The organism is Caulobacter sp. GW456-12-1-14-TSB4 (assembly GCF_059424195.1).
Genome location: NZ_JBWKZF010000004.1, coordinates 197389 through 217160 on the forward strand (window position 1 = coordinate 197389; position 19772 = coordinate 217160).

Consider the following 19772-nt stretch of genomic DNA (forward strand, 5'->3'; position numbering starts at 1 on the left):
GAAAAACTAAGGCGTGAATGCGGCGGATGAGCCCCTAAGGCAGCTCCAGTGATTTTCAGCTGGGGTTCTGGTCCATGTCGCATTCCAAACTCGCGCTCCTGGCGCTGCTCGCTTCCACGGCGGTTCCGGCCATCGTCCAGGCCCAGGTCGCCGCGCCGTCCGACACGGCCCAGACGGTCGTCGAGGACCTAGTCGTCACGGGCACCAACATCCGCACCGCCGCCGCCAAGGGCTTCAACCCCGTCCAGGTGATCGGCCAGGAAGAGGTCAAGACCTCGGGCAAGGTGACGGTCGCCGACCTGCTGCGCTCGATCTCGGCCAACACCGGCAACGCGGCCAACGAGACCAGCAACAGCGGCTGGGCGTCGGGCTCGGCCGGCATCGGCCTGCGGGGCCTGTCGCAGAAGAACACCCTGGTGCTGCTGAACGGCCGCCGCGTGGCCAACTATGGCTTCCCAGCCAACGGCCTGTCGGACACCTTCGTCAACCTGAATGCTCTGCCGCTGGTGGCCGTGCAGCGCATGGAAGTCCTGAAGGACGGCGCCTCGGCCATCTACGGCTCGGACGCCGTCGCCGGCGTGGTCAACATCATCACCCGCCAGAACTTCCAGGGCCTGGAAGGCGGGGCCAGCTACGGAACGTCGGACGAGGGCGGCCTGACCACCTGGCGCGGCAAGCTGGTCGGCGGCTTCGGCGACATCGACAAGGACCGTTACAACGTCCTCTTCAGCGCTGAGATCTATACGCGCGACCGCCTCGACCAGGACCAGCGCGACCTGACCAAGTCGGGCATCTATAGCGGCCTGCCGGGCGGGCGCTGGAACGGCTGGAGCGCCAAGGGCGCGCGCTACCTGGTCAACGGCGTCTCGGTCCCGATCCTCGACTCGGCCGGCAACTGCCCGAAAGGCATGGTCCGCACCGCCAGCGCGCCGATCGACGGCCTGTCGGGCGAGACCTGCGCCATCAACTTGGCGCCCTATACCACCCTGATCCCGTCGACCGACCGCTACCAAGGCTATGTCAGCGGCACGGCGCGGGTCGGCGACAATGTCGAGCTCTTCGGCGAGGCGGTCTACAGCTACATCAAGGGCGTCTCGATCTTCGGCTCCAGCCCATACTTCACGCTGGAGGGCGGCCGTTTCGCCCTCAACGCCACGACGGGCCTGGCCGAGCCGGTCTCCAACGTCCTGGCCGCCAACAGCCCCTACAACCCGTACGGCGTGGCCACGCCGATCGAGTACACCTTCTTCGACCTGGGCCAGTCGCTGAAGACCAACATCTCCAAGGCTTATCGCGTGCTGGGCGGCGTGCGCGGCAAGACCGAGCACTTCGACTGGGAAGCCACGGCCTATGCCTCGGCCAGCAATGAGAAAGAGACCGTGGCCGCCGGCTTCGCCAACCGCTGGGCGCTGGCCACGGCCCTAGCCGACGGCTCCCTGAACCTGCGCAACCCCAGCGCCACGCCGCAGGCCGTGCTCGACGCCATCCGCCTCAGCACCGTGCGTCCCGCCGAGTCCAAGCTGCACGGCGCGGACTTCAAGATCTCGGGTGAGCTGTTCGACCTGCCGGCCGGCCCGATCGGCTACGCGGCGGGCGTCGAGTACCGCAAGGAGTCGCTGGTCTCGCGCAATCCCGTGCAGATCGACCAGGGCCTGCAGATCCGTCCCGCCATCGCCGCCGTCGACGGTGAGCGCGAGGTGGCCGCCGGCTATGTCGAGGCCAACATTCCGCTGCTCTCGACCCTGGATCTGCAACTGGCCGGTCGCGGCGACCACTACAGCGACTTCGGCAGCGCCTTCTCGCCCAAGGCCGGGCTGCGCTGGCGTCCGAACGAGATCGTGACCCTGCGGGCCTCGGCCTCGCGCGGTTTCCGCGCCCCATCGCTGTCGGAGAACGCGGCCTCGACCAACATCTCGTACGGCACGGTCGTCGATCCGTTCGATCCGGACCTGCCCGGCTCGCGCCAGAGCCCGACCTTCTTCACAGTCGGCAACACCGCCCTGAAGCCGGAGCGCACGCGCTCGTTCAATGTCGGCCTGGTGCTGACCCCGCGTCGCGGCAGCCTGATCAGCTTCGACTGGTACAAGATCAAGCTCGACAACCTGATCGGGACGGGCAACTCGACCTCGATCGTGCAGGGCAACAACCCGGCCGACGTGATCCGCGACGCGCGCGGCAAGCTGGTAGCGGTCTACAACCGCTATCAGAACCTGACCGAGCTCTCGACCTCGGGCCTGGACATCGAGATAAGCCAGAAGCTGCCGACCGAGCGCTTCGGTGACTTCACCGTCTCGACCGCCTACACCCACGTCTACGACTATCGCCGGCCAGTCACGCCTGGCGGGGCGCTGGTCAACTATGCGGGCAACAACCGCGGCGCCGTGCTGCCGGCCGACAAGGCCACCACGCGCCTGGGCTGGAACATCGCCGACTTCGACGCCAACCTGACCTGGTATCACACCAGCGGCTACGACCTGATCCCGACCGTGGCCAACCAGAGCCGCGTCGACGCCTATGACCAGGTCGACGCCTACCTTGGCTATTCCGGCTTCAAGCGGTTCACGATCTACGCCAAGGTCGAGAACCTGTTCAACGAGGCCCCGCCGCATGACGCCAACTTCCCTGGCATCCGCGCGCCCTACGACTTCAGCCAGTACGACCTGCGCGGTCGCTACTTCCAGGTCGGTTTCGACTTCAGCCTCTGATCGCCGTTCCTGAAAGAGTAAGCATCATGTCCATCAAAACCTGGATCCGCAGCGCCGCACCGGCGGCGTTGCTCGCCGCGAGCCTGTCCGTCGGCGTCCTGGCCGCGCCGCTCGCCGCGTCGGCCGAGCCGGTCAGCTACTACTTCCCCAAGGCGGCAGCGGCCGATTTCGACCCGGCCATCCCGACGCCGGAAGCTTTCCTCGGCTACGCCATCGGCACGCAGTACACGCGTCACGACCAGGTCGTGGCCTACTTCAAGGAACTGGACCGGCTGTCCGACCGGATCACTGTCCAGGAGATCGGCAAGACCTACGAGGGCAGGGCGCTCCTGGCGGTGCTGGTGACCTCGCCGGCCAACCAGGCGCGGATCGACGACATTCAGAAGGCCCACGCCGCCCTGGCCGATCCCAACGCCGCCGCGCCCGATCCGGCCAAGACGCCGGTGGTGGTCGGCCTCTATTACGGCGTCCTCGGCAACGAGACGTCCAGCGGCGAGGCCGCGCTGCTGACGGCCTATTACCTGGTCGCCAATCGTTCGCCGGAGGTCCAGGACTGGCTCGACAAGTCGGTGATCCTGATCGACCCGGCCCAGAACCCGGACGGCCGTGACCGCGCTGCCAACTGGCACAATGCGTGGAAGAGCAACCCGCCGGTGGCCGATCCGCTCGACAAGGAGCATGTCGAGCCGTTCCCGATGGGCCGCACCAACCACTACTTCACTGACCTGAACCGCGACTGGCTGGCGATCACCCAGAACGAGACGCGCGCCAAGCTGGCGGTGTTCCAGCGCTGGCTGCCCAACGTTCAGATCGACTTCCACGAGATGGGATCGGGCAGCACCTACTATTTCGAGCCCTCGCCCGAGAGCATGGAAAGCCCGTTGCTGCCCAAGGCCTCGTACGCGTTCAACAAGGTGCTGGCCAAGTATCACGCCAAGGCCCTGGATGACCTGGGTTCGCTCTACTACACGGGCGAGAACTACGACAACTTCTCGGCGGTCTACGGCTCGACCTATCCCGACTTCCATGGCGGCGTCGGCGTCACGGTCGAGCAGGCCAGCTCGCGGGGTCTCGTCCAGGACACGGCCAGCGGCCCGGTCACCTTCGGCTTCACGATCCGCAATCAGGTCGCCACGGGCCTGGCTTCGGTGCGCGGCGCGGTGACCGAGCGCGAGGGCCTGTTCAAGCTCCAGCGCGACACCTTCCGCTCGGCCGTCGAGGACGGTCGCCGCTACAAGGTCGGCGCCTTCGTGTTCGGCGATCCGGCCAATGTCGGCCTGTCGCGCCAGACCCTGGATCTGCTGCTGCAGCACCATATCGAGGTCCGCGCCTTGGCCGCGCCGGTGACCATCGACGGCAAAGCCTATTCGCCCGGCAGCGCCTGGATCGTGCCGTCTGCCCAGCCGCAATTCCGGTTGGTCCACTCCATCTTCGAGCCGACGCCGCCGACCAAGGGCGGAGTCTATGGCAGCACCTCCTACGCCATCGCGCCGGCCTATGATCTCAGTGTGGGGCGGTTGGCCAAGGCGCCGGCGCTCGGCGCGGTGATGACGGCGCCGCCTGTCGCCGCTGGCGGCGTTGTCGGCCCGGAGACGGCCTATGCCTACGCCATCGACTGGCGCGACCTGAACGCGCCCAAGGCGCTGACGGCGCTGCTGAGCGACGACGTCAAGGTCCGGGTCGCGTTCGATCCGTTCTCGGCCGGCGTGCAGGGCGGCCAGACGACGTTCGCACGCGGTACGTTGATCGTGACCGCAGCTGGTCAGAGCGTCTCCGCCGCCGACCTGCGGGCGGATGTCGACAAGGCCGCGCGAGTGGCCGGCGTGCCGGCCTACGCCCTGACCTCGGGCAAGAGCCTGTCGGGCGTCGATCTGGGCAGCGAGAGCGTGCGGCCCATCCGCAAGCCCAAGATCGCCCTGGTCATGGGCGAGGGGATCAACGCCACCGAGATCGGCTCGACCTGGTACTCGCTCAGCGAACGCCTGGGCTGGCCGGCGACCAAGCTCGACCCGGCCCAGCTGCGCCGCGTTCCGCTCGGCGACTACACCAGTATCGTGCTAGCCGGCGGCCGCTACGACGACTGGAGCGACGAGACGGTGGCGGTGCTGCGCCGCTGGGTCCAGGCCGGCGGTTCGCTGGTCACCTTCGGGACGGCCTCCAAGTGGGCGGTGTCCAAGAACCTGACCGGTCCCGCGCCCAAGGCGGCCGAGCCGGACGCCGCCAAGGCCGATGCGCCCAAGCCCGACGAGCGTCAGGACTTCGCCGCCCGACGCGACGCCCTGGCCGAAAAGCGCAGCTCCGGCAACGCCTTGTCGGCCGATGCCGACATCACCCACCCGCTGGCCTTCGGCCTCAGCGAGCGGGCGCTGTTCGTGAACAAGGAGACGGACGTCACCCTCAAGCCGGTGGCCGACGCCTTCTCGAACGTGGTGCGCATCGACGCCCAGCCGGTGGTCAACGGCTACCTGCCCGAGGCCCTGCGCAAGCAGGCGGCGGGCACGGTCTGGGCCCAGGTGGCGCGGGTCGGGGAGGGTAACCTCGTGCTGTTCGCCGACGATCCGGCGCACCGCAAGTACTGGCTGGGGACTGAGCGGCTGCTGATCAACAGCCTGTTTTTCGCCAACCAGCTGACGCCCAGCGCTCGGTAGCGACGAGGGGCGCATCCGCACTGACGGCGGATGCGCCCGTTACGCTGGACTGAACTGCCGCCGATACTGGCTCGGCGACAGGCCGAGTCGGCGCTCGAACACCAGGCGCATGCGATCGGCGGTGCCGAAGCCGCAGTCATAGGCGATGGCCTTTAACGGCTGGTCTCCGGCTTCCAGCAGGTTGCGCGCCCGATCGATGCGGGCGCGGTTGATGAACTCCGCCGGCGTGATCCCGGTCTCGGCCAGGAACAGGCGCGAGAGGTTGCGCGGACTGACGCCCGCCGCCTGGGCCAGGGCCGTGACCGACGGTCGGGTCGTCAGATGGGCCATCAGATGGGCCTGGGCGCGGCCGACGGGCGACGACGGTTCGGCGACCGTGGTCAGGAACGGGCTGAACTGCGACTGGCCGCCTTGACGCTGGGCCACGACGACCAGCCGCTTGGCCACGGCCAGGGCGACGTCCGGACCTTGGCGGCGCGCGACGATGGCCAGGGCCAGGTCGATGCCCGCGGTGACGCCGGCCGAGGTCACCAGGTCGCCATCCCAGACGAAGATGCGGTCCGGCTCGATCCGCGCGGCCGGGAACAGCGTCGTCAGGCGCTCGGCGTCCTGCCAGTGGGTGGTGACCTGGCGTCCGTCCAGCAACCCCGCGTGACCCAGGCTGAACGCCCCGTTGCAGACCGAGCCGACGACGCCGCCTCGGGCAGCCTGGGCCCTCAACCAGTCGGACAGCTCAACGTCGGGTTCAGAGGCGGGTAGGCCGGGGCCGCCGGCAACCAGCGCTACGGCGTGATCGTGATCCCGCGTCTCGTCCAGCGTCTGGTCCGGCAAGATCCGCGTGCCGTTGGAGGTGCGCAGCGGCGCCAGCATCGGCGCGACCAGCAGCAGTTCGTAGGCGTCATCCGCCGGGATGAACCGGTTGGCCTCGGCGAAGACGTCGGCGGGGCCGGCGACGTCCAGGGCCTGGACGCCGTCGTGGATCACCAGGGCGATGGTCTGGGTCGGCATGGCTTCCTGACATAGGGCAATCGAGGCTGTCCGCAATCGACGTGTCGTTGTCGCGAACCGACGGACCCGCGTCGTTGGCCCGCGCGTGCTCCGGCGTCAGAACCTTGAGGCCGCCAGACACGGCGGCTGGAGAACGACATGACTGAGATCATTGCTGGCGTGCGGATTCCTGACAGCGCCATGGCCAAGGCCGCGACCCAGCTGGTCCGCGATATCGAGGACGACCTGCTCTACAACCACAGCCGCCGGGTGTTCCTGTGGGGCGCGTTGGCCGGCAAGCGGCGCGGCCTAAGCTATGATCCGGAGCTGCTCTATATCGGGGCCATGTTCCACGACGTGGGCCTGACCAAGGCCCATTCCAGCCCGGACCTGCGCTTCGAGATCGACGGCGCCAACGCCGCGCGTGACTTCCTGGCCGCCTACGACATCCCCGAGCGCGACGTCGACGACGTCTGGGCCTCGATTGCCCTGCACACCACGCCGGGCGTGCCCGAGCACATGCGCCCGACCGTGGCCCTGGTCACGGCCGGCGTCGAGATGGACGTCCTGGGCATCGACTTCCACGCCTTTAGTCCCGAGCATCGCCGCCAGGTCTGCGCCTGCCACCCGCGCGAGGCGAACTTCAAGGAAGGGATCATCGAACACTTCGCCGAAGGTATCGCCCACAAGCCGGAGACGACATTCGGCAATGTGAAGGCCGACGTCCTGGCCCTGAAGGACCCGGGCAACTTCCAGCGCCAGAACTTCTGCTCGATCATCCTGGGCTCGGCCTGGCCGATCGCGGTCTGATCAGGTCGCGGTCTTGGGGCGGCGGGTCTTGGGTTTCGTTGGCTCGGACGTGAGGGCGGCGGGCGTCGGATGCGGACGGGGCTTGCGGTGTTTCCGGGCCCAGCCGATCCAGCCGCCCAGTCGAACGGCGGACCAGATGACGACCTTGCCCCACAGCCCGACGCCGCGATCCGTCATCGCTTCCCAGAGGACTCCGTCCGCCTCGGCGCGGCTGTAGCGCCGGCCTTCCGGCACGCCGTGCCGGCCGTACCACTCGCCGTCCCCTTGCGTGTAGTAGAGGAAGTCGTGAATGACCGCGCCTTTCACCCAGGGGCCGTCCGGCGGATAGAACGACCAGACGAGGCGCGGGATCGAGGCCAGGTCGGTGACGAAGCCGGCGGGGATGGTGATCTGCTCGTGACGATGCTCGCCGGTTTCGTAGATCAGGGGTTGCTGCAGCGCCCAGAGCGAGCGGCCGCTGCGGATCGACTGGCGGTCTTTCCGTTCCAGCAGCACCAGATAGAGCTTGCCCTTGAAGCGGCTGGGGGGCGCGGCGTCGGTCATGCATAGCCCGGCTGGATGTCGGTCGCCGCGAAAATGGCCTTGCGGGTCTTGATCACGCGCGCCCTCCCGGAACGGTGTTACGCGACGCTACCATATCTTGCTGTCTTGGTGAGTACGCTCCTGGGCTGCATTTGACCCAGGATCAGGAGGCCCACCGCGCCGGCCATCATCGAGGGCAGGGCATAGGCGGCGCGGACGATCAGGCCGCCTTCGGCCGTGACGCCGGCGGTCAGGGCCGCGCCTTCGGCCCCGACCAGGGACAGCAGCGACAGGACCAGCCAGGCGCCCACGCCCATGGCCAGCCGCAGGGTGATGTTGCTGACCGAGTGGCAGCTGGCCCCGCACTGCAGGCCGGCGGCGGCGGAGTCGCGAGCGATGTCGGAGACCATCGTCCGCAACGCCAGGAAGTCGAGGCCAGCGAACAGACCGCGTAGCAGCAGGAAGGCGATGGTTGGAGCCAGCATGCCGGCCGGCAGCAGCAGGACCAGCGGCGCTGTGATCAGCTGCCAGCCGTAGTTCAGCATCAGCAGGGTGCGCCGGTCGATCCGGGCACCGAGCTTGGCCCACACCGGGGTGGTCACCAGCGCCACGGCGGTCTGCATCAGCAGTAGTGTGCTGCCCCAACCCTTCAGGCCTAGCGCGCCATCGACCAGGAACAGAAAGACCGCGCCGCCAGCGGCTTGAGCGAAGCCGGACAGGGCGTGCAACAGCAGCACCGACCGCAGGCCTGGCGCGCTCAGCACGCCGGCATAGAGCCGTAGCGGATTGGCGAGTTGTGAGGCGCGGCCGGGGGCGAGGTCCGGCTCGGGCGTGAAGCGCAGCACCAGGGCGACGACCAGCGGGCAGAGGATCAGTAGTGCGACGCCTAGGGCCGCCACCTGACCCTTCAAGTCCATGCCAAGGCCGCGCTCCAGCGCAGACGGCAGCAGCAGGACCGCCAGGGTCGCGGCGATCCCGAACCAGATCTTGCCGCCCGAAATCCGTAGGCGCTCGTCGGCGTCGCTCGCCAGCTCCAGGCCCCAGCCGCCGTGCGGCGTGACCAGCATGACGTAGCCCAGGTGCAGCACCAGGCAGGCGAGGGCGACGCTGAACAGGCTGGTACAGGGCCAGGCGAAGTACACCCCCGTCGCGCCCAGCATGATCAGCGGCGCGCTGGCGACGAGCCAGGGGCGGCGGTGGCCCCAGCGGGTCGGAAAGCGGTCGCTGGCCCAGGCGATGGCCGGCTCGACCGCGCAGTCGAAGATGCGGATGGCCATGAACAGCGCGCCGATCGCGCCCAGCGGCAGGCCGAACTGGGTGGCGAACAGGCTGGGCAGATAGGTCCGCCAGGGCACCTCGATCGCCTGCATGATCAGCATCGGCGACGAGAAGACGATGAGCCCGAAAAGGCTCAGCCGCTCGTTCGGCCGCTTCTGGTGATTGGCGCGCACGACGACCCCCTTGTCGTCGCATTGTCCGATGCGGCGATGACGGTCATGTGACCGGTCTACCGATGCGCGAACCGGGCCAGCAGGGGTCCGAAATCGCCATGCTCCGGATCGGGGTCCTGGGCCCGTCCGCCGGCCACATAGGCCCGGACGCGCCCGCCCATCATGGAGGAGGCGATGGCGGCGTCGATCGGCGTCATCTGGACTTCCGGTCCGAGCTGGCGCTGCATGACGCGTCCCGAGGCGGCGCCGCGCAGATAGCGCAGCTGGGCGGCGAAGGCGCTGAATTGAGGATCGCGCGAGGCGGCGATCCCCAGCTCCTCGGTGCCGAGCAGGTCCGCCCGGCCCAGCGTCGGACGCATATGGCCGCCGCTGGTCGCCGGCAGCGGCTCGCTGGTCGAAGGGGCGAGGCGGCGATAGATGGTGTCGAACGCGGCTTTCAGCAGGTCGGCGCTGGTGCGGAACTTGTAGGACACCACGCCCAGGGTCAGGCCGGCCTCGGCGGCTACGGCGCGGTGGGTCAGGCCCGTGACGCCGCGCTGAGCCACGACGGCGGCGGCGGCGACCGCGATGGTCTTGGCCGTCTCGTCCTCGGGCGGCGGCGGCGGCATCAACGCCAGGGCGTCGCGCTTGGCCGCCTCGAACCATGGGCTTTCGCCCGCGACCCGTCCATCCGCCCAATTGCCCCAGCCGTCGCAGAGCTCGGACAGCGCGGCCCGGTCGACCGGGCGCCGCCAGCGCATCAGGTGCAGGCCGCTGGCGCCGTCGAACATCCAGCTGTTGAGTGTGGCCAGGTCGGCGAGGTCGAGGCGCTCGCAGACTTCCCGCCAGAAGCCCAGCCAGAGATCGTCCCACTTGGCGCAGGCGGGGGCGTGGCGCTCGTCGCGCATGGCCATGACCTGGCCCTCGCGCCGGGCGAAGGCCAGGGTGCGGCGGGTCTCGCACCAGTCATCGATCAGAGTGGCCATCAAAGGACCCAGCGCCGCCGGACCCCGGACATCGACGCCGATCGCGTCCAACTGTGCGGCGCACCAGCGCTCGGTTTCGGCCCGCGCCTCGGCCTGCGCGGTTTCCAACAAGCGATCTAAATCGCCGAAATGGTAGTAGATCGCCGACATCGGCAGTCCCGCCGATCCGGCCAGCGAACGCCCCGAAACGCCGCCGCTGCCCTCCAATTCCCAGGCCGAAAGCGTCGCGGCAATCAGCTTTTGTGCAGACAAGTGCGCTTTTTCGCCTTGTTCGGACGGCTTCGACGGCATCGGGTTTCCCTTGTTCGTAAGCGATATTCCGCGATCTCGGCGCTCCAGACAAGTGTCACACGGATTACATACAGGCGATCTAATTAGCCGCCAACTTGAGATCAGGGGACCTCCATGAGGCAGCAAATTTCGACCTTCCGAGCCGTGATGCTGGCTAGCGCCGCATTCGGACTCTTCGCGCCGATGGCCGCGCACGCGGAAGACGCCGGCAAGGCGGACGACGCCCGGCTGAGCGAGATCATCGTCACCGCCGAAAAGCGTGAGACCAACGTCCAGAAGACGCCGATCGCCATCTCGGTGCTGGACGCCCAGGCGCTGACCGCCCGCCACGTCGAGAGCCTGCTGGACCTGAAGGACGGCGCCGTGCCGTCGCTGCGCGTCACCCCGACCTTCACCCGCAACTCGGCGCTGAGCATCGGCGTGCGCGGCATCACCGGCGGCGACCCGAACCAGCCCAGCCGCGACGCCGGCATCGGCATGTATATCGACGGCGTCTATCTGGGCCGCGCCCAGGGCCTGGGCATGGCGCTGATGGACATCGAGCGCGTCGAGGTGCTGAAGGGCCCGCAAGGCACGCTGTTCGGCCGCAACTCGGTCGGCGGCGCGGTCAGCATCGTCTCGCGCAAGCCGACCGGCGACTTCGACCTGCGCCAGACTGTCGGTGTGCGAAACCTTGGCGGCTACTCGACCGAGACCCACCTGAACCTGCCGGCTGTCAACAATGTCAGCGTCAAGTTCGACGGCCTGATCGCCAAGCGCGACGGCACGGTGAAGAACCCCTTCCAGGGCGCCGACGACTTCAACCAGTTCGACCGTCGCGGCGCGCATATCGGCGCGCTGTGGGAGCCGAGCAGCAACTTCAGCGCCCAGCTGGACGCTGACTACAGCTACGACGCCTCGACCTCCTACTACGTCCAGCTGGTCGCCAAGAATCCGGCGACGGCCGCGCTGGCGCCGCTGGTCAAGGTTCAGCCGGATCGCGCTTACAGCGCCGACATCGGTGTGCCCGAACAGCCCAGCGTCGGCGAGACCTACGGCTATGGCCTGCACATGAGCTGGCGCCCGAGCGAGGACCTGGAGGTCCGCTCGATCACGTCCTGGCGTCACCTGCGGCAAAACCAGTACGACAACGGCATCGGCGCGCACGCCGGCCCGTTCGTCCCGAACGGCGCCTTCGGCCGCTACAGCCTGGCCTCGATGCGCCAGCACCAGTTCAGCCAGGAACTCCAGCTGGTCGGCGACGCCGCCCGACTGCAATATGTCGGCGGGCTCTACTACTATCATGAGGCCGGCGACGACGACGCCTGGACGCCCAGCACCATGCGCTGGAATGCCGACGGCACGGTCGCCACGCCGATCCCGACCTTTGGCGCCGGTGCGGCCACGCCGTTCCCGGACCGCGCCAGCACGGCCGTGGCCGACAGCTACGCCGCCTTCGGCCAGGCGACCTGGACGCCGCCGGTGCTGGACGACAAGCTGCGCCTGACGGCCGGCGGCCGTTACACCCACGACGAGAAGAGCGGCGAGCTCTACAAGGTCAACGGCGCCGACACGGCCTACAAGTTCGACTTCGCCAAGAGCCACTTCGACCCGCAGGTCATCCTGACCTTCGACCCCAGCAGCGACGTCGAAGTCTACGGCAAGTGGGGCACGGCCTATCGCGCGGGCGGCGCCAATTCGCGCTCGCTGACCTATCGCTCGTACGGTCCCGAGAACGTCTCGACCTTCGAAGGCGGCCTTAAGACCAGCTTCTGGGACAAGCGCGCGCGCCTGAACCTGGCGGCCTATTCGACCCGCTACACCGACATCCAGATCGACTTCCTGGCGCCTAACGCCGGCACCAACCGCACCACGATCGAGACCACCAACGCCGAAGGTCGCGGCACGATCAAGGGCTTCGAGGTCGACGGCTCGCTGGCCCCGCTGCCGGGCCTGACGATCTCGGCCAGCTACGCCTATACCGAGGCCAAGCTGCCGGCCGCGCCCAATCCGTTCAACAAGGGCATCCCGACGATCGTCTACGTCACCAACACGCCCAAGAACGCCGGCAGCGTCTCGGCCGACTACACCCTGCCGGTCGGCGGCGGCGCGGCGATGCTGAAGGCTCACCTCGACGCCAACATCGCCGACGGCTACCGGTCCATGGCCGGCGAGGCGACGCTGACCGACGCCTCGTTCATCGTGAACGGCCGCCTGGCGCTGGCCGGCGTGGACCTGAGCCGCGACGGCAAGCTGGAGCTGGCGCTCTGGGCCCGCAACCTGCTCAACGAGCAGCACCTGGTCGGCAAGAGCCACGCCGCCTGGGTCGCCATCGGCGACTACGGAATCTTCAATGAGCCGCGCACGTTCGGCCTCGACGCCACGCTGCGCTTCTAAGGCCAAGGGAGGACATGATGCGCAAATACATCCTCGCGAGCGCGTTCGGCGCGCTCGCCCTCCTGGCGCCGCTCGCCGGGACGCTCCACGCCCAGACCCCGTCCGTGCAGGCCCCGTCCGTGCAGGCCCAGGTCGCGCACGACCGCGTGTTGCCGCTCCAGGGCGGGCAGAACTTCCGCGACCTGGGCGGTTATCGCACCCGCGACGGCCGCACCACCCGCTGGGGCGTGCTCTACCGTTCTGGCGCGATGAACGGCCTGACCGACGCCGATTTCCTCTACTTGGCCAAGCTGGGCATCCGCACGGTCTGCGACTTCCGCAGCATCGAGGAGCGCAAGGCCGCCCCGGTGCGCTGGCCGGAAGGCAAGGCGCCGCGCATCCTCGCCGACGACTACGGCATGGACAGCATGGGCGGCGCTGATTTCCGCCAGGCTGGAAGCTGGTCCGCCGAACAGGCGAAGGCGGCCATGGCCGCGCAGTACCCGCAGATGCTCAAGACGTTCAACGGCCAGTACCGTCGGATGTTCGCCCAACTGCTGGCCGGCGACACGCCTCTGGCCTTCAACTGCTCGGCGGGCAAGGACCGGACAGGTGTCGCCGCCGCCCTGATCCTGACGGCCCTGGACGTACCGCGCGAGACGGTGATCGAGGACTATCTGCTCAGCAACCGCTACTTCGACCCGAGGAAATCGGTGACGCAGGACGACGCGGCTTCCCAGGCTTGGAAGCGTATGCCGCCGGCGGTGCTGCAGGCGTTCATGGGCGTGGACCGTAGCTATATCGAGGGCGTGTTCAAGGTGATCGACGGCCATGCCGGCGGCGCCGAGGGTTACTTCCGTGACGAACTCGGCTTGTCGAAGGCCGACCTGCTGAAGCTGCGGAAGCTCTACACGACGACGTAGGAACCGGCGCGGGCGCTGCTGACAGCGCCCGTGCTTTCCTTAGACATCTTCCGGCTGATGCCGCGCGTTCAGGCGGCGCGCCAGCAGGGCCCCGCCCAGGAACAACCCGCCGACGGCCAGGAACGAGGCGGCGCGGGTTACGCCTTCCAGTCGCGCCAGATCGAACAGCACGACCTTGGCAGCCGTAAACAAGAGCGCAGCCAAGCCCGCCCAGCGCAGGACGATGTCCTTGCGCGCCGCGCCCAGGCCCAGCACCGCCAGGCCGAACACCGCCCATAGCGCCGAGAAGGTCCAGGTCTCCAGGCCTTCGCCGGGCGTGGTGGCGTGCATGTCCGCGCCGTGGAAGGCGTAGCGGATCAGCAGGGTCAGCAGCACGAACAGGGCGCCGACCGCTCCGGCCAGGGCGGTGCGGTCGAACGGCGTGTCGCCGCGACGCAGGCTCAGCATGGCGAGAGCGCCGGCTGCGTAGAGGCCGAACAGCAGGACCGCCGCGCTGACCGGCGCGAGCGGTTCGTTGAAGGGGCCCCACCAGGGACTGGCGCGCAGGCCGAACACCAGGGCGGCCGCGATCAGCGCGATCCAGCCGAAGGCCGGTGCGGCGCTGGCCAACCAATGCGTTGCGCCTCGGCTGGCCAGACGCGGCGAGGCCAACTGACGGGCGGCGAGCAGGGCCAGGATGGCGTAGGCCGCGCCCTCGGCTCGACCGATCAACGCGCCGTGCATGTCGATGCCGTGGAAGAGGTGCCGAACCGCTAGCACGGCCCACAGCAGCGCGAAGAGCGGCACGGCCAAGACCCAGCCTTTCGTCCAGCGATCGTCCGCCGGCTTGCGACGCCAGGCGATCGCCGCCAGCAGGCCGGCGGGGGCGAGGTAGGAGAGGATCAAGGTGTTGAGCACAGGCGGTCCGGCCGGGGGCTCGCCCACGCCCCACCAGGGGTTCCAGACCAGGCCTTGCAGCAGCAGGCCGTGGACCATGCCCAGGGTGACGACGATCACCGCGCGCCAGCGGGTGATCGGGCCGTCGTCGGGACGCTGGCGCAGCACCAGCAGCAGGCCCGTGCTCAGCAGCATCAGGGTGCGCAGCGAGGCTTCCAGCAGGCCGTCGCCGCTTTGGAAGCGCGGACCGGCCAGCAGGACGTGCAAGGCGGCGAACGCGGCCAGCATGACGATCAGCAGGGCAGTGGCGCGCAGGGCTTCGACCTCGTTGCGGACGGTCTCATTGCGACCCTTCCAGATCAGCGTGGCGGAGACGATCAGCAGGGCGGCGGCCACGGCGCTGATGGCCAGCATGATCGGCAGGGGCAGCCTGCCATCCAGGGTCTCGCCGAGGAACGCCGGGCGCAGCATGGCGACGAAAGCGATCAGGCCGCCGACCACGCTGGCGGGCGCAAGGCCGCGCCAGGGCAGACGCCAGGCGGCGAAGGCCAGGACGGCAGCGGCCAGGCCGAAGGCGGCGGGCTCGAAGCGCGGGGCGGTGGCGGCGTGTATGGCCAGGAAGGCCATCTCGGCGGCGGCGGCGAGCCACAGCGCCAGGCCCCGGTCGGTCGAGGCCTGCTCGACACGGCGCGCGATCAGCGCCGCGGCGGCGAACAGGGCGGCAGCCAGGATCGCCGCGGGCGTCCAGCCGAACCGGATGTCCGCCGCGTACAGGATGGGCCAGGTCAGGCTTGCCACGATCGCGACGCCGATCCCGCCGATGGCCAAGACGCGTGTGCGCTTCACGGCCGGGAGTTGGAGCGCCGTCCACAGCGCGGCGGCCGGGATCAGGGCGGTCAGCGCGTAGAGCCACGGCAGTTGAGCCGAGAGGGTCGGCGAGCGGATGTGGATGATCATGACCACCAGCTGGCAGACGATCGCCACGCCGACCGGCATGGCGAAGAGGCCCGAGGGGATCACGTCACGCGTCGCCATGACCGCCGCCAGGGCGATCAAGAACCCGGATAGCAGGACGGCGGTCGGAAGAGGACCGTTCGTGAACGGCCCGTAGAGCCAGAGGCCGAGCGAGGCCAGGGTGGTCAGGACCAACGCCAGGACGGGCAGGCCCCAGAAGTCGGCTTCGGGCGGATCCTCGAGCCGGAAGCGACGTCGCCACAGCGTCGCGGCGAAGGGGCCGATAGCCGCCAGGGCCTGCATGATCATGGCCGACACGTCGTGGTGTTCTTCCAGGGGCGCGCCGCTCAGCAGCAGAAGGCCGATGATGGTCGCGGCGCTCGCCTTCCCCCACAGACGCAGGGCCGAGATCGAAAAGCCTGTCGCGCCGATCAGGACGGCGTAAGCGGTCAAGGCCGAGGGCGACCAGTCGGGCAGGCCGGTGAAGGCCGGCGTCAGCACCGCGCCGATCACCGCAACCAGGGCCAGGGGCTCGCCGTGTCTGAGCGACAGCGCCAGCAATCCCAGGGAGATCGCGGCCGCCAGGATCGCTGCCACGCTCAGCGGGATCAGATGATAGAGGCCGTGGGCCGCGCAGACGGCGCCGTACAGCGTGACGGCCCCGGCGCCAGCCGAGACGGCGGCGGCCAGCAGGTGGCGTCCACCGGCGATCGACGGCTTCTGGCGCAGGATCCACTCGCTGGCGCCCAGCATCGCCGCGCCGAGCAGGACGGCCAGGGCGATGCGGAACTCGGGGATGAACAGGCCGCGCTGGGCGGCATAGGCCACCAGCAGCAAGCCGCCCAGCGCCAGGCCGCCGCCGCCGATCCAGGCCAGGCCGTTCTCCGACAGCCAGGTCGAGACCGACTCGCGGGTGATGGTCGGCGCGGGACGCGGCGCCGGCGCAGGGCGCGGCGTCTGAGGGGGAGGCGGGATGACGACGGGCTCGGGTTGCAAAGCCCGCTCGGCCGCGACGGGTTCAGGTCGAATCTCGGGCTCGGGTTCGGAGGCCGGGACGTACGGCGCGAGAGGTTCCGGTTCCAGAGGCGGGAACGTCGCCATCGCCTCGGCGAACGCGGTCTCTTGCACGGTGAATGAAGCAGGGCGCTGCGCCGGCTGCTCCAACTGGCTCACCGCGTCCAGGCGCCGTTCAAGGCTGCGGATCGTCTGGCCTTGTCGATAGACCCAGATCCCCAGACCCAGGAACAGCAACCATTCCATCTCGCGCGCCTCGTCCTGCGGCCTACCGTCGTTCTATCCCGGTATGCGAGGTAAGCGCTCAATGAAACCTTAAGTCGAGAGTAGGCCGACCGCTCAAAGAAAAAGCGCCGCTCCCGGGAGGCAGGAGCGGCGCCGTAGTGCTAGGCGGGGGAAGAGGAAGGACGCCTAGAAAGCCTAGAGTTAGAAGTTGTAGCGGAGGCCGACGATGAACTGACGGCCGCTGTGGGTGTAGACGTTCAGGCGGTTGCTATCGCCGACGTACTGGTCGTTGAACTCGTCGGTCAGGTTCACGCCTTCCAGCGACAGCTTCAGGTTCTCGCGGATGTTCCAGCTGGCCTGCATATCGACGTTCAGGGTCTCGTTGGTGCCCTGGACGGTGTTGCCGTCGCTGCCCGGGACCTGGGTCAGGTAGCCGGCGCGATAGGCCAGCGAGCCGCGGACGCTCCACTTGTCGGTCTCGTAGTAGAGCGTCGCGTTGGCGGCGTTCTTGGAGAGGCCGATCAGGTCGTTGATCACCACCGGCGAGCCGGCCGTCGATGAGGTCGGATACTCAATCTTGGAGGCGACGTAGGTGTAGTTGGCGATCACGCCGAAGTGGCTCAGCCAGCCCGGCAGGAAGGTGAAGGGCTGCTGGACGTTCAGCTCGAAGCCCTTCAGGTCGCCGCCCTTGGTGTTGATAGGCTTGGAGACCTGGAACAGCATGTCCGGCGTGGCCGAGGTGCCGGCGATCAGCGAGTCCGGCAGGCCCAGGGTGTTGTAGACGCGCTGCTCGCTCTGGGTGGCCACGAAGGTGTTGATCTTCTTGTAGAAGAAGCCGGCGGCGAACATCGTGCCCGACTGCGGGTACCATTCCAGCGAGACGTCCAGGTTCTTGGACTGGGTCGGATTCAGGTACGGGTTGCCCGAGCTGAAGCTGCGGTTGGCGCCCTGCACCGCGACGTCGCCGCCGGGCGACAGCGAGCCGATGCCCGGACGGGCGATCGTCTTGGCGGCGCTGAAGCGAGCCACGAAGGTGTCGGTGACGTCGGCCGCAAGGTTGAACGAGGGCAGGGTCAGGTCGTAGTCGCGCTTGACCTCGACGCGCTGGACCGAGCCGCCGACGGCGGCGTAGCCGGCCGACTCCTGCTTGGTCTTGACGTGGCGCACGCCGGCGTCACCGCGGAAGGGCAGGCCGAACGCCTCGAAGCGGAACTCGGCCTGGACGTAGGCGCCGGTGTCGCGCTCCTCGACCGCGCCGTACTGGCCGCGCGCCGAGGTGTTGTTGGTGCCGGTCAGGGCGTAGATGCCGGTGTTGCTGTAGATGTTCAGCAGGGCGTTGTACTTGTCGATGTCGGGCACCAGCCAGGCGGTGGCGTTGCCGGCCGGCATGCCCAGGCCCTTGCCGAAGCCGCTGAACACCGTCGACACCGAGGCCAGCTGGGCCGGGGTCAGGGTCTGGCTGACGGTCTCGCTGGTGCGGTACAGGCCGTAGCTGTCGTATTCGAACTTGCGCCAGTCGACGCCGGCCTTGAGCTTCAGGTTCTGGTTGGCTTCCCACTCGCCATAGACCTTGGCGGTCGAGAACTGGTTTTCGACGAAGGTCGGGCGGATGCGCACTTCCGAGGTGCCGTTGATCGCCGACCAGTTGGCCGGATCGGTCGGGTCGAAGCCCAGCGTGATCCCCGGGGCGCGGCTGCTGCGGAAGTCGTAGGCATAGCCCTGGCTGTTGGCCCGGTCGAAGGTGATGATCGTCGAGACCGGCTGGGTGAAGGTCGAGTCCGCGAAGCCCATGACGCCGCCCAGAACGAAGCGGTCGCCGAAGTTGTGCTTGGCCGACAGGGTGGTCTGCTTGAACTCGGTGTTCAGCTCGTCATAGGCCGCCTGGGTGCGCAGATCGACATTGTCCATGCGAGCCTGGACCAGGTCGCTGCCGACCACGACGCCGTCGCGGATGATCGTCTCCGGCTTGCCGGTCGTGGCGCGCGACAGGCCGATGGCCTGCAGCTGGGCTTCCTTCCGCACGCCCGCCAGATAGGCGTACAGCATGTCGAGATTGATCTCGGTGTTGGAGTCCGGCTTGAACTGGATCGAACCGGCCAGGCCCGTGCGCTTGTTCTTGATGTCGTAGCTGACATAGGCCGGGATGCGCGGAGCGAAGATGCCCGTGGTCGTGTTGGTGTTGTTGATCTGGGCCAGGGTGTAACCCGGCACGGTCGAGGCGGCGTTGAAGCCGCCGTTGCTGCCGCCGACGGCCCAACGGGTGATGTTGGCGCCTTCTTCCTTCAGGTGGCGCTCTTCGTAGGCGGCCGAGAGCAAGATGCCCAGCTTGCCGTCGAAGAAGGTGCGGCTGGCCAGGGCCGAGACGCGCGGCGTGGTCTTCTCGGACAGGTCATTGTAGCTGGCGCCCGCCGACAGCACGAGCTGGGGCTTGCGGCTGTCGAAGGCCCGCGAGGTGTTCAGGTCGACCGTGGCGCCCAGCGAGCCTTCCTCGACATCGGCCGAGGCGGTCTTGCGCACCGCGATGCTGTTGAAGAGGTCCGAGGCGAAGACGTTGAAGTCGAAGCCGCGACCGCGGTTGGTGCCGCCGCTGTTGGCCGTGCCGCCGGTAGTGGAGATGGCCTCCATGCCGTTGATGCGGACGCGGGTATATTCCGAGCCCAGGCCACGCACGGTGATCTGGCGGCCTTCGCCGTTGATGCGCGAGATCGAGACGCCGGGGATGCGTTGCAGGGATTCCGCCAGGTTCAGGTCGGGGAACTGGGCGATGTCCTCGGCCTTGATGGCGTCGACGACGCCGCTGGAGCTGCGCTTGATGTTGATGGCGCTCTGCAGGCTGGCGCGGAAGCCGGTGACGACGACAGCCTCGACTTCGTCGCTGGCCGGTTGGGCCGGCGGGGCTTCTTGAGCGGTCGCCGCGCTGGCGATCGCCAGGGTCAGGGCCGAGGCGCTCAGCGCCAGGGCGGCGCGCAGGGCGGTCTTGTGGTTGGTCGACATGGTTCCCTCCCAGTGCCCGCGTTTCGCGGGTCTCATTCATGCCGAAGACGAT

General features: G+C 68.5%; 11 protein-coding genes. 5 read left to right on the top strand and 6 right to left on the bottom strand.

The window, feature by feature from the left end; genetic code table 11:
• Nucleotides 1–74 precede the first annotated feature (74 nt).
• The gene (locus AC07YH_RS05555) at nucleotides 75–2705 is read left to right on the top strand and encodes a TonB-dependent receptor plug domain-containing protein (protein ID WP_494746015.1); all 2631 of its coding nucleotides are present in this window, start codon (nucleotides 75–77) and stop codon (nucleotides 2703–2705) included.
• 26 nt (nucleotides 2706–2731) lie between these two features.
• Nucleotides 2732–5353 (top strand): M14 family zinc carboxypeptidase, encoded by a 2622-nt coding sequence (locus AC07YH_RS05560; RefSeq protein WP_494746016.1) that lies wholly within the window; start codon nucleotides 2732–2734, stop codon nucleotides 5351–5353.
• 39 nt (nucleotides 5354–5392) lie between these two features.
• Here the strand turns inward: AC07YH_RS05560 and AC07YH_RS05565 are convergent, their stop codons facing one another.
• The gene (locus AC07YH_RS05565; RefSeq protein WP_494746017.1) at nucleotides 5393–6361 is read right to left on the bottom strand and encodes a GlxA family transcriptional regulator; all 969 of its coding nucleotides are present in this window, start codon (nucleotides 6359–6361) and stop codon (nucleotides 5393–5395) included.
• Between the two features lie 138 nt (nucleotides 6362–6499).
• Between AC07YH_RS05565 and AC07YH_RS05570 the strand changes: the two genes are divergently transcribed.
• On the top strand, nucleotides 6500–7150 hold the full coding sequence (locus tag AC07YH_RS05570) for an HD domain-containing protein (RefSeq protein ID WP_494746018.1): 651 nt from the start codon (nucleotides 6500–6502) through the stop codon (nucleotides 7148–7150).
• Here the strand turns inward: AC07YH_RS05570 and AC07YH_RS05575 are convergent, their stop codons facing one another.
• From AC07YH_RS05575 to AC07YH_RS05585, 3 genes are all read right to left on the bottom strand, one after another.
• The gene (locus tag AC07YH_RS05575) at nucleotides 7151–7693 is read right to left on the bottom strand and encodes a DUF1353 domain-containing protein (protein WP_494746019.1); all 543 of its coding nucleotides are present in this window, start codon (nucleotides 7691–7693) and stop codon (nucleotides 7151–7153) included.
• Nucleotides 7694–7770: 77 nt separating this feature from the next.
• Complete coding sequence (locus AC07YH_RS05580; RefSeq protein WP_494746020.1) at nucleotides 7771–9123, bottom strand: MFS transporter; 1353 nt, start codon at nucleotides 9121–9123, stop codon at nucleotides 7771–7773.
• A gap of 56 nt (nucleotides 9124–9179) precedes the next feature.
• Nucleotides 9180–10340 (bottom strand): TetR/AcrR family transcriptional regulator, encoded by a 1161-nt coding sequence (locus AC07YH_RS05585; protein WP_494746021.1) that lies wholly within the window; start codon nucleotides 10338–10340, stop codon nucleotides 9180–9182.
• 153 nt (nucleotides 10341–10493) lie between these two features.
• Between AC07YH_RS05585 and AC07YH_RS05590 the strand changes: the two genes are divergently transcribed.
• Nucleotides 10494–12755: a TonB-dependent receptor gene (locus AC07YH_RS05590; protein WP_494746022.1), complete on the top strand. Its 2262-nt coding sequence runs from the start codon at nucleotides 10494–10496 to the stop codon at nucleotides 12753–12755.
• 17 nt (nucleotides 12756–12772) lie between these two features.
• Nucleotides 12773–13657: a tyrosine-protein phosphatase gene (locus AC07YH_RS05595; protein ID WP_494746023.1), complete on the top strand. Its 885-nt coding sequence runs from the start codon at nucleotides 12773–12775 to the stop codon at nucleotides 13655–13657.
• A gap of 39 nt (nucleotides 13658–13696) precedes the next feature.
• On the opposite strand, the gene AC07YH_RS05600 is transcribed toward AC07YH_RS05595, so the two are convergent.
• A complete protein-coding gene (locus AC07YH_RS05600) occupies nucleotides 13697–16747 on the bottom strand; it encodes a DUF2339 domain-containing protein (protein WP_494746024.1) in 3051 nt (1016 codons plus the stop codon).
• Nucleotides 16748–16927: 180 nt separating this feature from the next.
• Nucleotides 16928–19720, bottom strand: coding sequence for a TonB-dependent receptor (locus AC07YH_RS05605; RefSeq protein WP_494746025.1), 2793 nt, complete (start codon nucleotides 19718–19720; stop codon nucleotides 16928–16930).
• Nucleotides 19721–19772 lie beyond the last annotated feature (52 nt).